Origin of the sequence: Ectopseudomonas khazarica (assembly GCF_017915135.1) — a bacterium.
Lineage (GTDB): Bacteria > Pseudomonadota > Gammaproteobacteria > Pseudomonadales > Pseudomonadaceae > Aquipseudomonas > Aquipseudomonas khazarica.
The window spans coordinates 3,431,138-3,448,001 of the sequence record NZ_CP068551.1; the positions used below are offsets into that span (position 1 = coordinate 3,431,138).

Below are 16,864 nucleotides of genomic sequence, written 5' to 3' on the forward strand. Positions count from 1 at the left end.
AATCAACTACAAGATACTGATTTAAAAGGATTTATCTAGAAGAAGAGAGCGCCGAAAGACATGCGGCGGCGAGGTTTTGCCGGTTCCAGAACGGCAAAGCGGCAAGCCAGGCTTGCCGCTTCATCTCAGGTCAGCGCCATCAACGCAGGTTGATGATGGTCTGGGTGATGGCGCTCTCGGTCTCGATGGTCTTGGCGTTCGCCTGGTAGTTGCGCTGCGCCACGATGAGGTTCACCAGCTGGTCCGACAGCTCGACGTTGGAATCCTCCAGCGCCCCCGCCTCCAGAGCCCCGAGGGTACTGCTGCGCGGAGTACCGATCACCGGCTCGCCCGACTCGAAGGACTGCACCCAGGCCGTCTTGCCCACCGGCGTCAGCCCCTGGACGTTGGCGAAGTTGGCCAGCAGCACCTGCCCCTGCACCTTCGACTGACCGTTGGTGTAGCGGGCGAAGATCACGCCGGTATCGTCGACTTCGAGCCCGGCGAGCTGACCCGTGGTATAGCCATCCTGGCTGACGGCATTGACCCCGAACGACGCGGCGTACTGGGTCGAACCACGCATGTCGAAGGTAAACGCCTCGCTGTCGGCCCCGTTGGCGACCATCGTGCCCGGGTTGGCCGGGTCCTCTTCCGCCGGCGTCCAGTCGGTATCGGCCAGGGCGAAGATGCCGTTCGGCGTGCCCGCCGGAATCGCCGGCGCATCCAGGGCCGGATTCGCCGGTGTGCCGGCCAGCGGTGTCAATGCCGGGGTCATCAGCTGCCCGGCGGCATCGTAGTTCACCGCATAGCTGAAGGGCTGGGTGCTGCTCGGGTCGCGCGGGTTCACACCGTCGATCAGCACGTGCATGACCCAGCCATTGTTGGCCGGCGCCTCGTTCTTGACGAAGTACTGGCTCATGACGTGGGCGTTGCCCTGGGCGTCGTAGATGTTGGTGGAGGTCGACCAGTTGAAGGACTGCGAATCGCTCGGGTCGAAGGTCGGCGCCGCCATGGTCCCGGCGTTGACCGGACGCACGGCGTTGGAGTTCAGGTTGATCGTCTGGGTGACCGAGGTGGTCGCCTTCGGCTCCTGCTGCCCGGCGTTGACGCGCAGGTCGGTGCGCACCGGCAGGATGTTGCCGTTCTCGTCCGCGCCATAGCCCTGCAGGCGGTAACCGAAGTTGTTGACGATGTAGCCGTCACGGTCCGTACCGAAGTATCCCGCACGGGTATAGCTGATGTCGCCGTTGTTGCTGGTGACGAAGAAGCCGTTACCGCTGATGGCCATGTCCAGCGCGTTCTGCGTGTAGTTGATGTTGCCCTGGTTGAACAACTGCGCCACGTCGGCCAGCAGCACACCGCTGCCCTGCGGGTTCTTGCCGGTGCCGAGCACCGACGAGGCGTAGAGATCGGCGAACTCCGCGCGAGACTGCTTGAAACCCGCGGTGCCGGCGTTGGCGATGTTGTTGCCCGTGACGTTGAGGTCGCTGGTTGCCGCCCGCAGACCGCTGAGACCGATATTGAAAGACATGGAAGACTCCTTTGCCGGAACTGCCGGCGGCAATAATTACTGGCCGATGACCTGCACTTGCGAAAGCGGAACGCTGCCCAGACCGGCCAGATTCAACATCAGCTCGCCACCGCCCAAGGTGACGCTGTCAACGTTGGCCGGCAGCATGGTGTAAAGCCCTTTGGTCTCGTCGCCATAAGTAGCCTGAGCCTCGAACTTGTAGGTACCTGGCGGCATCGTTTCGCCGTCGGCATTCTTCCCATCCCAGATAAAGCTGACGTTGCCGGCAGCCTGCTCGCCGAGGTTGACGCGTGACACCAGTGAACCGGCGTTGTCGTAGACGTTGACGTAGACGTTGCTGCTGCTGACCGGCAGAACGGTGGTCGCCTTGAAGCTCTCGCTGGTATCGACGACCGCCTTCTCGCTGGGGACGATCACCTTGCGCCCGACCAGCGAGGAGGCCTGCAGCGCCTGCGACGACTGGTAGCCGGAGAGCAGCGACTCCATGCTGGTGTTGAGCTTCTCGATACCTTCCACCTGGCTGAACTGCGCCAGCTGGGCGATGAACTCGCCGTTGCCCTGCGGCTCCAGCGGGTTCTGGTTGTTCAACTGGGCCACCAGCAGGTTGAGGAACTCGTTCTTGCCGAGCTCCTTGTTCTGCGTGGTGTCCTGCTTGATCTGATACTGGTCGAGTACCGAACTCGTGCCGCTTACTGTGCTCATCCCTAGTCCCCTTCAAATACGTTACTGACCGAGGGTCAGCACACGCTGCAGCATCTGCTTGGCGGTATTCATCATTTCCACGTTGGTCTGGAAGGCGCGACTGGCGGAAATCATGTCAGCCATCTCCTCGACCACATTGACGTTCGGGTAGTAGACGTAACCATCGGCATTGGCCATCGGATGGTCCGGCTCGTAACGCGGCATCAGGCTGCTCTGGTCCTCGATCACACCGAGCACCTGAACACCACGGCCAGCGTCGTCCTGTTCGGCGAACAGCGAGCCGCGATCCCCGTCCTGCGCCTGCTGGAACACCGTGGCGAATACCGGATGGCGGGCCCGATAGGTCTGATCGATGCTCGAGGAGACGGTCTCGGCGTTGGCGATGTTGCTGGAAATGGTGTTCAGGCGAGTGCTCTGGGCGCTCATACCGGTTCCGGCGATATTGAAGACACTGGCAAGAGACATGGTCGCGCTCCTTATTCGCCGCGCAGGGCCGCGGTCAGCCCTTTGAACTTGCTGTTGAGGAAGGTGAAGCTGGCCTGAAACTGCACCGAGTTTTCCGCGTAGTTCGATTGCTCGATCTGCAGGTCGACGGTGTTCTGGTCCAGAGAGGCATGGAACGGCGTGCGGTAAGGCGGCTCGGCCTCGCCGGTGGCCACGCCGTCAGCCGCGATATGACGGCCATCGGTGCGCGCCAGGCTGACATTGCCGCGCTGCTGCTTGGCATTCTGCTCGGCGAGCACGCTGGCGAAGTCCAGGTCGCGCGCCTTGTAGTTCGGCGTGTCGGCGTTGGCGATGTTGTTGGACAGCACCTCGGCGCGCTGAGCGCGGAACGCGAGCGCCTGTTCGTGGATACCGAGTGCCTTGCCGAAATTGATGCTCATGCTCTGAACCTTTGCCACTGGGGCGATCTGGTTACCGTTGCGAGCTATTCAGCAAAGCTTGTGCCAACTTGCTTAACCCTTGTAAATCAATGAGTTATTCAAATATCAGGGAAAGGAAAGCGGCAAAGCGGCAAAGCTTTACCGCCTACGGGCAACCAGGCGGCAATGCCATGCGGGCATGCGTTGCCGCTGCACATTGCCGCTGCGCGGGTGCCGAAAACGCCAACGGGAGGCACATGGCCTCCCGTTGCTGACATACCCGACCGGCGTCGCGGCTACTTGGCCTTGTAGATGATCCCCGGGCTGCACTGCACCATCTGGTACTTGTCCGGCAGGCCGTTGAGCGCCTCGGACGCCCCGAGGAACAGGTAGCCACCGGGCTTCAGGGTCGCATGGATGCGCGTGAGGATGTCCTTCTTCACCTCCGCCGAGAAGTAGATCAGCACGTTGCGGCAGAACACGATGTCGAACTTGCCCAGCGCGGCGTAGCTGTCCAGCAGGTTGAGCGGACGGAACTCGACCCGGTTCTTGATCGGCGCCTTGACCTGCCAGCGTCCAGGCCCCCTGGGGTCGAAGAAGCGCTGCAGGCGTTCCTGCGACAACCCTCGGCCCATGGCCAGACTGTCGTACTCGCCGGACTTGCAGTTGCTCAGCATCGACGGGGACAGGTCCGTGGCCACGATCTGCACACCGGCCTTGAGTTGCCCCAGGTTGGTCCGCTCGAACTCGTCGATGGACATCGACAGCGAATACGGCTCCTGGCCGGACGAACAGGCCGCCGACCAGATGCGCAGCCGCTGCGACGGGTAGGCCTTGATCAGCTCAGGCAGTACCCGGCTCTTGAGCACCTCGAACGGATAGGTGTCACGAAACCACAGGGTTTCGTTGGTGGTCATGGCATCGACCACCTGCTCACGCAATCCGCCCCGGGGCTGGCTCTGCATGCGCTGCACCAGTTCACCCAGGGTCTTGATGCCGTTCTGTTCCATCAGCTTGTTCAGACGGCTGGAGACCAGGTACTGCTTGTTGCTGCCAAGCAGGATACCGCAGGCCTTTTCCAGGAAAGTCCGGAACTGCTCGAAATCCAAATTACCCGAAGACACTAATGCAGCCTCACCAACCATAATGTTTGCCAAGAGACGTTCTCTTAGCCCTCATCCGACACACGAATGCGATCGACCACGCGCGCCGCCAGATCATCCGGCTTGAACTTGGCGAGGAAATCGTCAGCGCCGACCTTCTTCACCATTGCCTGATTGAACACGCCCGAGAGCGAAGTATGCAGGAGGATATGCAACTTCTGCATGCGCGGGTCGCTGCGAATCTCCGTGGTCAGTGTATAGCCGTCCATTTCCGGCATCTCGATATCGGAAATCAGCATCAGCAGTTCCTTATCGGGATTGCGGCCTTCGTCCACCATTTTCTTGAGGTAGTCGAGTGCCTCACGGCCATCGTTCAGCGCAGTGACCTCGACACCCACGGTCTGCAGGCAGCGGGAAACCTGCTTGCGCGCCACGGAGGAGTCATCGACGATCAGGACGTGCTTGGTCACCGCCTGGCTCTGCACCTGTTCGTCGATGACGCCCGCGGAAATCGCTTCCGACGTGGGCGCGACCTCGGCGAGGATCTTCTCGACGTCGATGATTTCCACCAACTGCTGATCCATCCGCGTGACCGCCGTCAGGTAATGGTCGCGGCCAGTGCCCTTGGGTGGTGGATGGATCTCTTCCCAGTTCATGTTGACGATGCGCTCGACCGAACGCACCAGAAAGCCCTGAACCTTGGTGTTGTACTCGGTGATGATCACGAAACTGGTTTTCAGATCACTCAGCGGCGCCCGGCCGGTGGCGATCGACAGATCGAGAATCGGGATGGTGCCGCCACGAATGTTGGCCACCCCGCGCACCACCGGGCTGGACTTGGGCATGATGGTGAGGTTCGGACACTGCAGGACCTCTTTCACCTTGAATACGTTGATACCGTATAGCTGCGGGCCTTCCAGGCGAAAAAGCAACAACTCCAAGCGGTTCTGTCCCACCAACTGAGTTCGCTGGTTAACCGAATCCATCAACCCGGCCATGCCCGGACTCCTTCTCGTCTAGTAACGCTCTCCCCGTTGAGCCTAGCAGGCGGCACGGGGCTTGCTTTGCATTGCTCATGAAGCAGACAACGTCATCATTCCGTCAGCTACTGGCAAAGTGCCTTACTCTTTTGCCTGTTGTACTCGCTTTGCCGATGCTCGGCTATAGCGCTACGGCGGCGGCCAGCTTTACCAGTGCTGAACAACTTATCGGCGCCACCGAGACCTTTCTTGAGGAAGCGGTCACCAATTATCTACAGCGTAGCGAAATCCACGGCCGCCATGAGATTCGTGTGAATCGCCTCGATCCTCGCCTGCGCCTGGCACTGTGCGACGTCCCGCTGACGACCACGCTCGAGAGCCCGGCACAGCCTCTGGGCCGGGTCACCACCCGTGTGCGCTGCGACGGCAGCGCTCCCTGGACCGTATTCGTTCCCGCCGAAGTGCGTCTGTACCGCCATGTCGCCGTACTCACCCGCCCCCTCAAGCGCCTAAGCATAGTCAAGGCTTCCGACCTGAGCATGGCCGAGCGCGATATCGGCCAGCTTTCGCAGGGCTACCTGACGGACCCGGCACAGGTCGTCGGCAAGAAATTGACGCGCCAGCTCAATGCCAATCAGGTCATTGCGCCCAGCCACCTGGAGGCGGCGGAAGTGATTCGTCGCGGCGACCAGGTCGTGATCAACGCCGTCGGCGCCAATTTCAGCGTGCGCATGCCCGGCGAGGCCCTGACGGACGGGGCTCCTGGCGAACAGATCAACATCCGCAACCTGCGCTCGCAGCGGGTCATCCGGGCCCGGGTCGTGGGTCCGGGCCAGGTCGAGGTCGCCATGTAGGCACGTTTCTTGTAGCGTAAAGGTCAGGCGATTCCCTACACTGTTCGACGACGCGATGAAATTAGTCCTAAAGTTTTCTCGGCAGTGGCCGAAAAGCATGGCAAGCGTCCACCATATCGTCCGAGGTTCTGCATCATGGTCATCGATTTCAACCGGCTGAATAATGCCAATACGTCCGCTACCACGGGACGTACCGGCGCGACTCAGGCTGGCAATCGCAGTGAATCGGCACAGCCGAGCAAAGCGCCTGTCACCGGTAGCGATGGACAAACCGACGCCAAGAGCGGCGAACCCGTGCAACTGAGTCGCGAGGCTCAGCAGCTGCAAGCAATCGGCGAGAAGCTGCGCGATCAGCCCATCGTCAACAAGGAGCGCGTGGCCCAGCTGAAACAGGCCATCGCTGACGGCAGCTATCAGGTCGACAGCAAACGCGTCGCCCAGAAACTGCTCGACTTCGAATCCCAGCGCTAGTCCCAGGGCTGCGCTGGGGGTGTTGGACGCCCGACCCCCAAGAGCCCGCCATGCAAGACACCGCCCTGCTAGACCTGTTCTCCCACGATATCGGCACGGCCGAGCAGTTGCTTGAGCTGATCGATAACGAATTCCAGGCCCTGACCGACCGCGATCTCACCCGCCTCGACCACCTGCTCGGTGACAAGCAACCGCTTCTCGCACTCCTCCAGCAGCACGGCAACGAGCGCAGTCGCCTGCTGCTGAGCGCCAACCTGAGCGCGGACCGCCAGGGGCTCGCCACGCTGGCCGCCCAGTCCGCCGTTGGTGATCAGTTGCTGGCGCGCAGCGAAGAGCTGTCCAAGCTGCTGCAACGCTGCCAGGATGGCAACACGCGCAACGGCCGACTGATCCGCGCCAACCAGGCGTCGGTCGGCAACATCCTCGGCATTCTGCGTGGCGGGGAAACGCCCGGGCTCTATGACAGCCGAGGCAGTGCCGCTAAAATCGCGCAGCAGAGACCGCTCAGCCAGGCTTGAGCGAATCACGCCAACAATAAAAGCACAGGGACATGCAGGCACTTCGCCAGTATGCTAGTGCCGTTGTAGTCCATGACTCGGAGAGTTCCGAACTGTGTCCAGCGCGTTCCACGACGAGAGCGGCCCCCAGCCGCCCAAGGTGCTCAAGACATCCGCAGAGATCATTGCCACCTTACGTCAATTGCAGCAGAACCATGATCCTCTGGTCATCCAGTTCAAAGGACGTGGCCAGCGTTTCCAGAGCTATCTCGTCGAGGTCGACCGCGACCGCGCGCGCGTGGCCCTGGACGAAATCATCCCGACCGACGGCGAGCGCTTCCTCAAGCAGGGCGAATCCTTCAACGTCGAAGCCTTTCGCGATGGCGTGCGCGTAGCCTGGAGCTGCGAGCATGACGTGCAGCTGGGCGAACTCGAAGGTGCGCCGTGCTACTGGGCGCCGCTGCCGCTGGAAGTCATCTATCACCAGCGCCGCAGCGCTTTCCGCGCCCAGCTGAAGCAGAGCGACCAGGTCAAGATCGTGCTGACCGGCGACAAGCTGCGCGATGCGTTGCCCGGCCACCTGCTGGACATCTCCGCTACAGGCTGCAAGCTGCGTTTCGCAGGTAACCTGAGCGAGCAACTGAGTAATGGCCAGGTGCATGAGCGCCTGACCGCGCAGCTGCCGTTCGGCTCGATGACCTGCGCAGTGGAATTGCGCCATGTGCAGTACGACGAAAAGCTCGACATGACTTTCGTCGGCACGCGCTTCTACCGCATGAGCGGCCTGGAGCAACGTCAGGTCGAGCGCTTCGTCTATCAGTTGCAGCGCGAGGCGCGTCGCACCGAAGGCGACGGCCCCTTCTGAATCCCGCGAGAGCCGCTGCCGGGACGCAGGCTACTGCCCGGCACGCTCGCCTTTCTCCTCGTTCTCGCCTGGCGCCTCAGGAGCCGGCTCCTGCTGCATCTGTTCCTGCACCGTCTGCTCGTCGACGCGCGGATCGAGCGCGGCAACCAGCGGTGAGCTGGTGACGTTGCCCGGCATGGCCATGTGCTGCAGCGGCGCATCGTCGACCTGGTGCAGATGGGTGACCACCTCGGGACGAATGCGCCAGATCAGGATCAGCGCGCAGAAGCAGACGAACACGTAGAGCATGTTGGCCCCGTAGAAACGCATCAGCACGCCCGCCAGCAGTGGTCCGATGCAGGCGCCGACGCCGAAGGTGACCAGCAGCATCGCGGTCAGCGAGACCCGGCGCTCCGGTTCCACGTGGTCGTTGGCCAGCGCCACCGCCAACGGATACAGGCTGAACTGCATCAGGCTGACCAGAAAACCAACGCCGATCAGCAAGCCGAGGAACACCTGCGGCAACGCCGCCAGTGGCAGCGCGGCCAGCAGCAGAAACACCGCACAGCCTCGAATCAGGCGCACCCGGTCACGCCGGTCGGACAACCAGCCCAGCGGCCACTGCACCAGCAGCCCGGCCAGAATGCAGCTGCCCATGAACAGACCCACCTGCTCGGTGGAGAGCCCCATGCGCGTGGCATACAGCGGCGCGAGGCCATAGAAGGAGCCGATCAGCAGCCCGGCCACCGAAATGGTCGTCAGCGACAACGGCACCCGGTCCAGGAAGAAGCGCAGCTCCAGCGGTGCCGGATGCAGCGGCGCCGGGTGCAGGCGCCGGGTCAGCGCAACCGGCACCAGGCACAGAGCGAAGCAGAGAGCGACCAGCATAAGCAGCTCCAGCCCCAGCGTCGGATGCACCACCAGCGTCAGCTGCCCGAGAATCAGCCCCATGTAGGAGGCCGCCATGTAGCCGCTGAACACCAGGCCGCGCTGCTTGGCATCGGCCTGCTCGTTCAGCCAGCTCTCGATCACCATGTACTGGCACATCATGCCCAGGCCCACCAGCATGCGCAGGAACAGCCAGAACGGCAGCCACTCCACCAGGCCATGCCCCAGCACCGCCGCGGTGACCACCCCGGCGCAGGCCACGTAGGCCCGAATGTGCCCGACCCGGCCGATCAGTCGGTGGCCGAGCTTGCCCCCCAGCACCAGGCCGAAATAGTTGGCCGCCATCAACGCCCCGACCCACAGACCATCCACCGTGTCGGCCAGGCGCAGGGCCAGGTAGGTACTGAGCAGACCGGAACCCAGCAGCATCAGCAGCGTGGCGAAGTACAGCGAACGGAATGACTTCCAGATCAGTCGCATTGACGGATAAAGCTCCTTGTACGCGGGTAGGCAAAAACAGCGTCAGGCCTGGCCAGCCAGAACACGACGCTCCCAGGGCGTTATTTCATCGTAGAAGCTGGTCAGCTCCATGGTCTTGCTGGCGATGTAGCCTTCGATGAATTCCGCACCGAACAGTTCGATTGCCAGCTCGCTTCGTTTCAGACGCTCGATGGCGGCATGCATGGTACAGGGTAGCGTCAATTCTTCTGACACCTCGAACTCCCCCTGAATCGCCGGGCTCGGCTGCAGCTCGCGCTCCAGGCCATGCAAGCCGGCGGCAAGGCTGGCAGCGAGGGCCAGATAAGGGTTGGCATCGGCGCCAGGCAGGCGATTCTCCACCCGTCGCGCCACCGGCGCACTGGCGGGAATGCGCAGCCCCGCCGCGCGGTTGTCCGCCGACCAGCAGGCATTGTTCGGTGAGGCATAGGGGTGGCACAGGCGCTGATAGGAGTTCACATGCGGCGCGAACAGCAGGGTGAAATCCGCCAACGCGGCCTGCTGGCCAGCGATGAAGTGATAGAAGGCCGCTGTCGCCTCGCCATTGTCGGCGCTGAAGATGTTGCGGTCACTGCCCTGCTCCACCACGCTCTGGTGGATGTGCATGGAGCTGCCGGGGGTGTGCGCCAGGGGCTTGGCCATGCACACCACGGACAAGCCGTGCTTGAAGCCGACCTCCTTGAGCAGATGCTTGAACAGGAAGGTCTGGTCGGCCAGCTGCAGCGCATCGCCGTGCAGCAGGTTGATCTCGAACTGGCTCACGCCCATCTCGTGCATGAAGGTATCGCGCGGCAGGCCGAGCGCCTCCATGCAGCGGTAGACATCGGCGAAGAACGGCCGCAGGCCATTGCTGGAACTGACGCTGAACGCCGCGCCACCATCCTCACGGCGGCCATCGAGCCCCAGCGGCGGCTGGAATGGCTGCTGCGGATCGGGGTTGCCAGCGAAGACGAAGAACTCCAGTTCGGTGGCCACGACGGGTTGCCAGCCCTGCTCGGCATAGCGCGCCAGCACGCGCTTGAGCAGGCCACGGGTGGACAGCCCGGAACTGCGCCCGTCCAGCTCGTCCGCGTCGCAGATCGCCAACGCGCGCGGCGGCTCGCTCCAGGGCAGGCGGTGGATCTGGCTCGGCTCGGCATTGAGCAGCAGGTCGCCGTCATCGCTGCCGTAGAAGCGCGCCGCCGGGTAGCCGCCCATGATGCACTGCAGCAACACGCCGCGAGCGAGCTGCAGGCGACGGCCTTCGAGGAAGCCACTGACGGTCATCACCTTGCCGCGCGGTACCCCGTTGAGGTCGGGGGTGACGCAGTCGATCTCATCGATCCCCTGCAGAAGGGTTTCCAGTGGGCGGCAGTTGGCAGTGCTCATCTTTATTGTCCTTGAATGACGCGAATACCGCCCGAGGGGCGGCGAGACGTACAAAATACGCATCGCATGTTCAATATTTCAAGCAGTGCAAGCTTATCGAGATGCGACACCGCCTTGCACTCCGTCGCCGAGATCGACCGCCCTGGCTAGAAGCCCATGAAGGCTGTGCTAGAGTCGCGCGCTATTTTTTCGGCCCTGGCTGAAAGTCCTCTCGCCCCGGCGCCCTGCTCGAGCAGCGTGCCCAGCAACCAGAGACCACCCGATGTCCCAAGCCCTCCACCCTGCCCTGCAGCTTCTCAACCGCATCAGCCTGGTGACGCAGATCGTCATCGGCCTGCTGGCAGGCATCGCCCTTGCCTATGTCGCTCCCCAGGCTGCGCTGTCCGTCGGCTTCATCGGCAATGTCTTCGTCTCCGCGCTGAAAGCAGTGGCGCCCATCCTGGTGTTCATCCTGGTGATGGCCTCCATCGCCAACCACCAGCACGGTCAGCAGACCCACATCCGCCCGATTCTGCTGATGTACCTGCTCGGCACGTTCAGCGCCGCACTGGTAGCCGTCGTCGCCAGCTTCGCCTTCCCCTCGGCACTGGTACTGAGCAGTCAGGCCGCCGAACTGTCGCCTCCGGGCGGGATCGGCGAAGTCCTCAAGACCCTGCTGATGAACCTGGTCGACAACCCGGTCAATGCGCTGCTCAGGGGCAACTTCATCGGCATCCTGGCCTGGGCCATCGGCCTGGGCTTCGCCTTCCGCCATGCCAGCGCCGGCAGCAAGCAACTGCTGGGGGACCTGTCCAACGGCGTCACCGCCATCGTCAAGCTGGTCATCCGCCTGGCCCCGCTGGGCATCTTCGGCCTGGTGGCCGCGACCCTGGCCGAATCCGGTTTCGACGCCCTGCTCGGCTACCTGCACCTGCTGGTGGTGCTGGTCGGCTGCATGCTCCTGGTCGCCCTGGTGGTCAACCCGGTGCTGGTGTACTGGAAGATCCGCCGCAACCCCTATCCGCTGGTCTTCACCTGCCTGCGCGAAAGCGGCCTGACCGCCTTCTTCACCCGCAGCTCGGCGGCGAACATTCCGGTCAACCTGCAACTGTGCCAGCGCCTGGGCCTGCACGAGGAAACCTACTCGGTGTCCATCCCGCTGGGCGCCACCATCAACATGGCCGGTGCCGCCATCACCATCAGCGTGCTGACCCTGGCCGCCGTGCATACGCTGAACATCGCGGTGGACCTGCCCACCGCCCTGCTGCTCAGCGTGCTGGCCTCGATCAGCGCCTGCGGCGCCTCGGGCGTGGCCGGCGGCTCGCTGCTGCTGATCCCGCTGGCCTGCAGCCTGTTCGGCATCCCCAATGACGTGGCCATGCAGGTCGTCGCCATCGGCTTCATCATCGGCATCGTCCAGGACTCGGCAGAGACCGCACTGAACTCCTCCACCGATGCACTGTTCACCGCTGCGGCGTGCATGGCGCAGGAAAAGCGCCAGGGCTGAAACGACAGATAGAAGGCTTGCGCGTGCAGGCCTTCTGTATTTCGGCTGGTGCCACACCTGGCACCGACAAAGGGAAAATTGATAACGATTAGCGTTTGAATTAGATTGACGCCTTTCGCAACCTACCGCGGACGGCTTCATGTTCGAATTGCAAAGCGTCAGTTACAGCATTCCTGAACGCACACTGCTGCATCCCCTGAACCTGCACATCGATGCCGGACGCATGGTCGGTCTGATCGGCCACAACGGCTCCGGCAAATCCACCCTGATCAAGTTACTCGCTCGCCAACAGGCACCCAGCGGCGGCCATATACTGCTCGACGGCAAGCCGCTGGCAAACTGGGGCCAGCGCGACTTCGCCCGCCAGGTGGCCTACTTGCCTCAGCAGTTGCCACAGACCGAGGGGCTTACCGTGCGTGAGCTGGTAGGTTTCGGCCGCTATCCCTGGCACGGCGCCCTTGGCCGCCTGGGTAGTGAAGACCGCACGCACATCCAACGCGCCATGGACCTGACCGATACCGGCATCTTTGCCGATCGTCTGGTCGACCATCTGTCCGGAGGGGAGCGCCAGCGCGTCTGGCTGGCCATGTTGCTGGCGCAGAACACCCGTTACCTGTTGCTCGACGAACCCACCTCAGCGCTGGACATCGCCCACCAGGTGGAGGTGCTCTCACGCGTCCACGACCTCAGCCGTGAGTTGGGCCTGGGCGTGCTGGTGGTGCTGCACGACGTCAATATGGCTGCGCGCTATTGCGATCACATGTTGGCCCTGCACAGTGGTCGCCTGCTGGCGCAAGGCAACCCGGCCGAGTTGATGCGCGGCGAGACCCTGGAGCGTATCTACGGCGTACCCATGGGGATAATGACCAATCCTGCGGACGGATCGCCGATCAGCTACTTGCAATGAGCAAAGGCTAGCGATCATCGGTATAAGGTAGAGGCTGATCCAGCAAGGGGCAGTTATCGCAATGCTCGAGGTTCTCGAGGCGATAACGAATGCAACACACCCTACGCTGGCGCCAGAGACCGTCGGGACGCAGCTCCTGACTTACCTGCAGATACCGAATCGGCCTGAACAGGGGGTTGCGAACACCATCGGCGCATCGCTCCTGTTCCATCAGCTCATGGCCATGCACCAATAACGACGAGGGCAAGACCTTGCCCATTTCACCGACGAACCACTCCAGGTAGTTGCCGGCGTTGCTCCAGAGCACCTTGGGTGACAGCCTTGCCTCCGTCGCCAGTATCTGGATAAACGCTTGCAGATGCCCGGTCAGCTCGGCGAAGCGCTGAAAGGCATCAGCCGGTGGAACAGCAAAGGGTTCACCATCGTCGGGTAACTTGAAGGCCTGTGGCAGCCCCTGCTCGTCCAACACCACCTCAATCGCATCGAGCGCCAACGGCAAACGACGTCCCAACACCAGCGCGGCAGCGACCACTGGAGGAATCAGTCGAACCAGATAGTGCTTGGACCACTGCGAGGCCAGTGCTCGGCGGTCCTGCCCGACATGCAGGGGGTCGAACCGCTGCAGTACCGCATCGAGCTGAGCCGTATGCAGGAGTTGGCGCACCGGCAGCGACGGGCGCGGGTCTTCAAAGGTAGTCAGCACGTCGCGATAACTCGCGAACTCGCCAAAAAACAGTGGAGCAAGAGCTGCGATCATCGCCCCCCCCTGCGAATTCGGGAGAACCAACTCAGCACAATCGGCATCGCTCGAAGAAACGCTCGCGACTCTGCGCCATCAACGCAGCGCGCTTGTGCGGAAAATCGAATTCCTTCTCCTGCCAGAAGCCGAGACGCTGCATATGGCCAATCATCCGCTGATTGTCGGCACGCGGCTCAGCGACGATGCGCTGGGTACGCGGTTCATCCAGCAACAGATAATGCACCAGAGCCGATAGCCAGCTTTCCACCTTGTGCGGCCCGCGATGATCCTCCTCGCCAACCAGCATGTGAATGCCGCGGTCGTAGTCAGCGGCAGCGTAGAAAGGCGCTATGCGATCTTCCTTGGCCCAGTAAGCTTCGAAATAGGCGAACGGCTGGTCGTCAAAACACCCGATCATCGTCAACACATGCGGATCGGCCGCCAGACGCTCGAGATAGTCGCGGTGCTGATCGAGGCTACCCTGTTCCTGCCAGAACTCAGCTACTCGTGGGGCGTTCTGCCAGCGATTGAAACGCTCCAGGTCGACTTCGATATCAAGCGTACGCAGCGAAATCCAACTGCCCAGACGAAAGTCGAAGCGTCGATACAGTTCGCCGTCGGGCTTCGGCGAGCGTTGCGGATGACGCCGCCCATCGCTGAGCACGAAGCGCTGCGGATAGCTTTCGCTGGCCGCCCCGCTCCGCCAGGGCATCGGCAATTGCCAGAACATCGAACGCTGCACCTGCCAGAGGCCGCCCATCTCAGGGCTGAGCAGCCCCTGCTGCACCAGCTCAGCAGGACAATCGTCGAGCCTCAGCAGCAGTCGTTGGCAGGCTGGATCGATGGCGAACGCCTGATAAGAGAAAGCCCAGAGTGCAAGCGGCATATCACGCCCTTGCAACCACCAAACCTCGTCCTGACGCTCGGCGCGCAGCAGCGGCTGCCCATCCAGCAACAAGGTCAGCTCATCCACACCGCCATCGACCAGAAGCACGCGCCCATCGGGCAAGGGCAGAGAAACACCGGTCATGAATACAACCTCGAAAACCTGAAGACGAATGACAAATGAAGATATTTAGTCGAACTCACTCAGGCGCTTTCCAGCGCCCGAGCTTGAGTCGTAGCGGCTGCTGGCATGTGCTCGAACAGCGAATGGGCGATCTCCTCAGCGCGCATCGGCAGTACCGACAGCAAGGTGTCGCTCAGCCCATGACTGCTCTGACTGAACCCCTGTAGATACACGCCAGCCCGCAGCTGCGCGTCAGCACGCACACGGTAGTCGCGCTCGACCTGGAAATCGCCCAGGTATTTCTGCAGTGGCGCCAGCAACTCGCGGTGAGAACTGCGCTCATAACCGGTGGCGAGGATCACCGCATCGTAACGTTTGCTCTCAATATCACCGGTGGCACTATCGCGCAGCGCCAACTCGATCCCCTCGTCGCTGGCACGGGCGCTTTCAACCGTGCGCCGGCACAGGAAACCATGACGCGCCTGCTTGGCCACTTTCTGCCGATAGAAGATGCCGTAGATGCGCTCGATCAGATCCAGATCGACCACCGAGTAATTGGTGTTGTGGTACTCATGAATCAGCTTTTCGCGCTCGGCCTCAGGCTCGTTGAACACCAGATCGGTATAGCCGGGGGTGAATATCTCATTGACGAATGGGCTGTCGTCAGCCGGCTTCAGCACCGCCGCACGCAGGATCATGTCCACCTGCACCGACGGATAACTGTCGTTGAGGTCGATGAAAGCCTCCGCCGCGCTCTGCCCACCGCCAACCACGGCGATGCGCATCGGCTGGTGACGATTACAGGGCTGGCTAGCCATGCGTTCCAGATACTGGGCGTGATGGAAGACCCTTGCATCGTCACGCAGATGGGTGAAGGCAGACGGAATCCGCGGAGTCCCTCCGGTACTGAGAACAATGGAGCGCGCCAGGCGGAAGCGCTCGGCGCCCTGACTGTCGACAGAGATCACCCGTAACTGGTCGATACCCTGAGCACCATGCACCGGCTCGACGCGAACCACCGACTCCCCGTAGGCGCACTGATCGGCAAATTGCTGAGCGACCCAACGCAGGTAGTCGTTGTACTCCATCCGGCATGGGTAGAAGGTGCCAAGATTGATGAAATCCACCAGGCGTCCCTGCGCGTGCAGGTAGTTGACGAAGCTGTAGGGACTACTGGGATTACGCAGAGTGACCAGATCCTTGAGGAAGGAAATCTGCAGTTCACTCTGGCTCACCAGGGTATTGCCGTGCCAGCGGTAATCCTGCTGACGATCGAGGAACAACGCATTGTAAGCGCGCCCTTCCCGCTCACCCTGCTCCTGCAGAGCAATAGCCAATGCCAAATTGGAGGGGCCGAAGCCGATGCCGAGCACGTCGTAGGTCGGAACAATCAACTGAGTCATGATGCCTGTGTCCTTTAGCCGTTTGCCATGAACAAGCCATGGGCCTGCCTGGGAGAGTCCGCTCGCTCAGCCTTGCGGCCCGAGGATGCGGTCTTGAAGAAGAAGACGAGGCAGAAACTCAGAAATTTATAATAATTCTCATTACTGACGTCTCATCAACGGCCTACTCTCACCTCGCCCACCGGCGCAGACGCATGCGGCAATGCTTCATGGCGTTGACGATATGCTTCTCCACCATGTCGCGAGAGATGCCTATGCTCTCGGCGATCTCGGCATGAGAACAACCCTCTACCTTGCGCATCAGGAATGCCTGGCGACAAACCGGTGGCAGTTCGTCCAACGCCCTCTTCAGCAGGCGCAACTGCTGCGCCTGACAGGCCTGAACCTGTGGATCACAGGTGTCGTCGAGTTCTTCATGCCCCAGAGACTCGAGCGGCTCGTCGGCGCGCACCTGCGCACGCCGGTATCGGTCGACACTCAGGTTGATCGCGGTACGAAAAAGAAACGCGCGCGGCTACTCGATGGCAGCCAAGGACTTACGCTCGAGCAGGCGCAAGACGCTTTCCTGAGCCACATCTGCAGCCGCCTGGCGATCACCAAGCGTACGACTGAGGTAACGGACCAATTCTTGGTAATGGTGTATCACAACACTCTCTAAGCCCCCGAAGGAACCGCCCCGTGCAGGTTCCTGATGTGTCACGACAACAGACACTTGCTGACAGCCCCGGTCAGCGATACTTAT

The 16,864-nt window shown here is 62.0% G+C and carries 17 protein-coding genes and 1 pseudogene; 6 read left to right on the forward strand and 12 right to left on the reverse strand.

Going from position 1 to position 16,864, the window contains the following annotated elements:
- Positions 1-139 precede the first annotated feature (139 nt).
- The 6 genes from flgE to JLK41_RS16355 all read right to left on the reverse strand — a co-directional run bounded on the left by flgE (position 140) and on the right by JLK41_RS16355 (position 5,176).
- Positions 140-1,510, reverse strand: a complete 1,371-nt coding sequence (flgE, locus tag JLK41_RS16330; protein WP_047590604.1) for a flagellar hook protein FlgE — start codon at positions 1,508-1,510, stop codon at positions 140-142.
- A 36-nt stretch (positions 1,511-1,546) separates the two neighbouring features.
- The gene (flgD, locus tag JLK41_RS16335; protein WP_047590607.1) at positions 1,547-2,212 is read right to left on the reverse strand and encodes a flagellar hook assembly protein FlgD; all 666 of its coding nucleotides are present in this window, start codon (positions 2,210-2,212) and stop codon (positions 1,547-1,549) included.
- Positions 2,213-2,233: 21 nt separating this feature from the next.
- A complete protein-coding gene (gene flgC, locus JLK41_RS16340; RefSeq protein WP_037050350.1) occupies positions 2,234-2,677 on the reverse strand; it encodes a flagellar basal body rod protein FlgC in 444 nt (147 codons plus the stop codon).
- Positions 2,678-2,688: 11 nt separating this feature from the next.
- Positions 2,689-3,096 carry a flagellar basal body rod protein FlgB gene (gene flgB / locus JLK41_RS16345; RefSeq protein ID WP_210389371.1) on the reverse strand — a complete coding sequence of 136 codons (408 nt, stop codon included), beginning with the start codon at positions 3,094-3,096 and terminating at the stop codon, positions 2,689-2,691.
- A gap of 275 nt (positions 3,097-3,371) precedes the next feature.
- Positions 3,372-4,199, reverse strand: coding sequence for a protein-glutamate O-methyltransferase CheR (cheR, locus tag JLK41_RS16350; RefSeq protein ID WP_037050345.1), 828 nt, complete (start codon positions 4,197-4,199; stop codon positions 3,372-3,374).
- Between the two features lie 44 nt (positions 4,200-4,243).
- Positions 4,244-5,176, reverse strand: coding sequence for a chemotaxis protein CheV (locus JLK41_RS16355; RefSeq protein WP_037050343.1), 933 nt, complete (start codon positions 5,174-5,176; stop codon positions 4,244-4,246).
- Between the two features lie 77 nt (positions 5,177-5,253).
- Here JLK41_RS16355 and flgA point away from each other — a divergent pair, with 77 nt between their 5' ends.
- From flgA to JLK41_RS16375, 4 genes are all read left to right on the forward strand, one after another.
- Positions 5,254-6,012: a flagellar basal body P-ring formation chaperone FlgA gene (gene flgA / locus JLK41_RS16360; protein WP_150605695.1), complete on the forward strand. Its 759-nt coding sequence runs from the start codon at positions 5,254-5,256 to the stop codon at positions 6,010-6,012.
- Between the two features lie 135 nt (positions 6,013-6,147).
- On the forward strand, positions 6,148-6,483 hold the full coding sequence (gene flgM / locus JLK41_RS16365) for a flagellar biosynthesis anti-sigma factor FlgM (RefSeq protein ID WP_037050337.1): 336 nt from the start codon (positions 6,148-6,150) through the stop codon (positions 6,481-6,483).
- A gap of 50 nt (positions 6,484-6,533) precedes the next feature.
- Complete coding sequence (locus JLK41_RS16370; RefSeq protein WP_210389372.1) at positions 6,534-7,001, forward strand: flagella synthesis protein FlgN; 468 nt, start codon at positions 6,534-6,536, stop codon at positions 6,999-7,001.
- A gap of 94 nt (positions 7,002-7,095) precedes the next feature.
- Complete coding sequence (locus tag JLK41_RS16375; RefSeq protein ID WP_037050332.1) at positions 7,096-7,845, forward strand: flagellar brake protein; 750 nt, start codon at positions 7,096-7,098, stop codon at positions 7,843-7,845.
- Between the two features lie 30 nt (positions 7,846-7,875).
- Here the strand turns inward: JLK41_RS16375 and JLK41_RS16380 are convergent, their stop codons facing one another.
- Together JLK41_RS16380 and JLK41_RS16385 are read right to left on the reverse strand one after the other, a co-directional pair.
- Positions 7,876-9,192: an MFS transporter gene (locus tag JLK41_RS16380; protein ID WP_037050330.1), complete on the reverse strand. Its 1,317-nt coding sequence runs from the start codon at positions 9,190-9,192 to the stop codon at positions 7,876-7,878.
- Positions 9,193-9,234: 42 nt separating this feature from the next.
- Positions 9,235-10,578 (reverse strand): glutamine synthetase family protein, encoded by a 1,344-nt coding sequence (locus JLK41_RS16385; protein ID WP_425321826.1) that lies wholly within the window; start codon positions 10,576-10,578, stop codon positions 9,235-9,237.
- A 262-nt stretch (positions 10,579-10,840) separates the two neighbouring features.
- On the opposite strand from JLK41_RS16385, the gene sstT reads away from it, so the two are divergent.
- Together sstT and JLK41_RS16395 are read left to right on the forward strand one after the other, a co-directional pair.
- Entirely contained in the window at positions 10,841-12,064 is a 1,224-nt protein-coding gene (sstT, locus tag JLK41_RS16390; protein ID WP_175253855.1) for a serine/threonine transporter SstT, read from the forward strand.
- A gap of 139 nt (positions 12,065-12,203) precedes the next feature.
- The gene (locus JLK41_RS16395) at positions 12,204-12,971 is read left to right on the forward strand and encodes an ATP-binding cassette domain-containing protein (protein WP_037050323.1); all 768 of its coding nucleotides are present in this window, start codon (positions 12,204-12,206) and stop codon (positions 12,969-12,971) included.
- A gap of 7 nt (positions 12,972-12,978) precedes the next feature.
- Here the strand turns inward: JLK41_RS16395 and fhuF are convergent, their stop codons facing one another.
- From fhuF to JLK41_RS16415, 4 genes and pseudogenes are all read right to left on the reverse strand, one after another.
- Positions 12,979-13,728, reverse strand: a complete 750-nt coding sequence (gene fhuF / locus JLK41_RS16400) for a siderophore-iron reductase FhuF (protein WP_175253856.1) — start codon at positions 13,726-13,728, stop codon at positions 12,979-12,981.
- Positions 13,729-13,759: 31 nt separating this feature from the next.
- On the reverse strand, positions 13,760-14,740 hold the full coding sequence (locus tag JLK41_RS16405) for a GNAT family N-acetyltransferase (RefSeq protein ID WP_210389373.1): 981 nt from the start codon (positions 14,738-14,740) through the stop codon (positions 13,760-13,762).
- Positions 14,741-14,799: 59 nt separating this feature from the next.
- Positions 14,800-16,122 carry a lysine N(6)-hydroxylase/L-ornithine N(5)-oxygenase family protein gene (locus JLK41_RS16410; RefSeq protein WP_210389374.1) on the reverse strand — a complete coding sequence of 441 codons (1,323 nt, stop codon included), beginning with the start codon at positions 16,120-16,122 and terminating at the stop codon, positions 14,800-14,802.
- Between the two features lie 169 nt (positions 16,123-16,291).
- Positions 16,292-16,768, reverse strand: a pseudogene (locus tag JLK41_RS16415) (sigma-70 family RNA polymerase sigma factor).
- Positions 16,769-16,864: the final 96 nt, after the last annotated feature.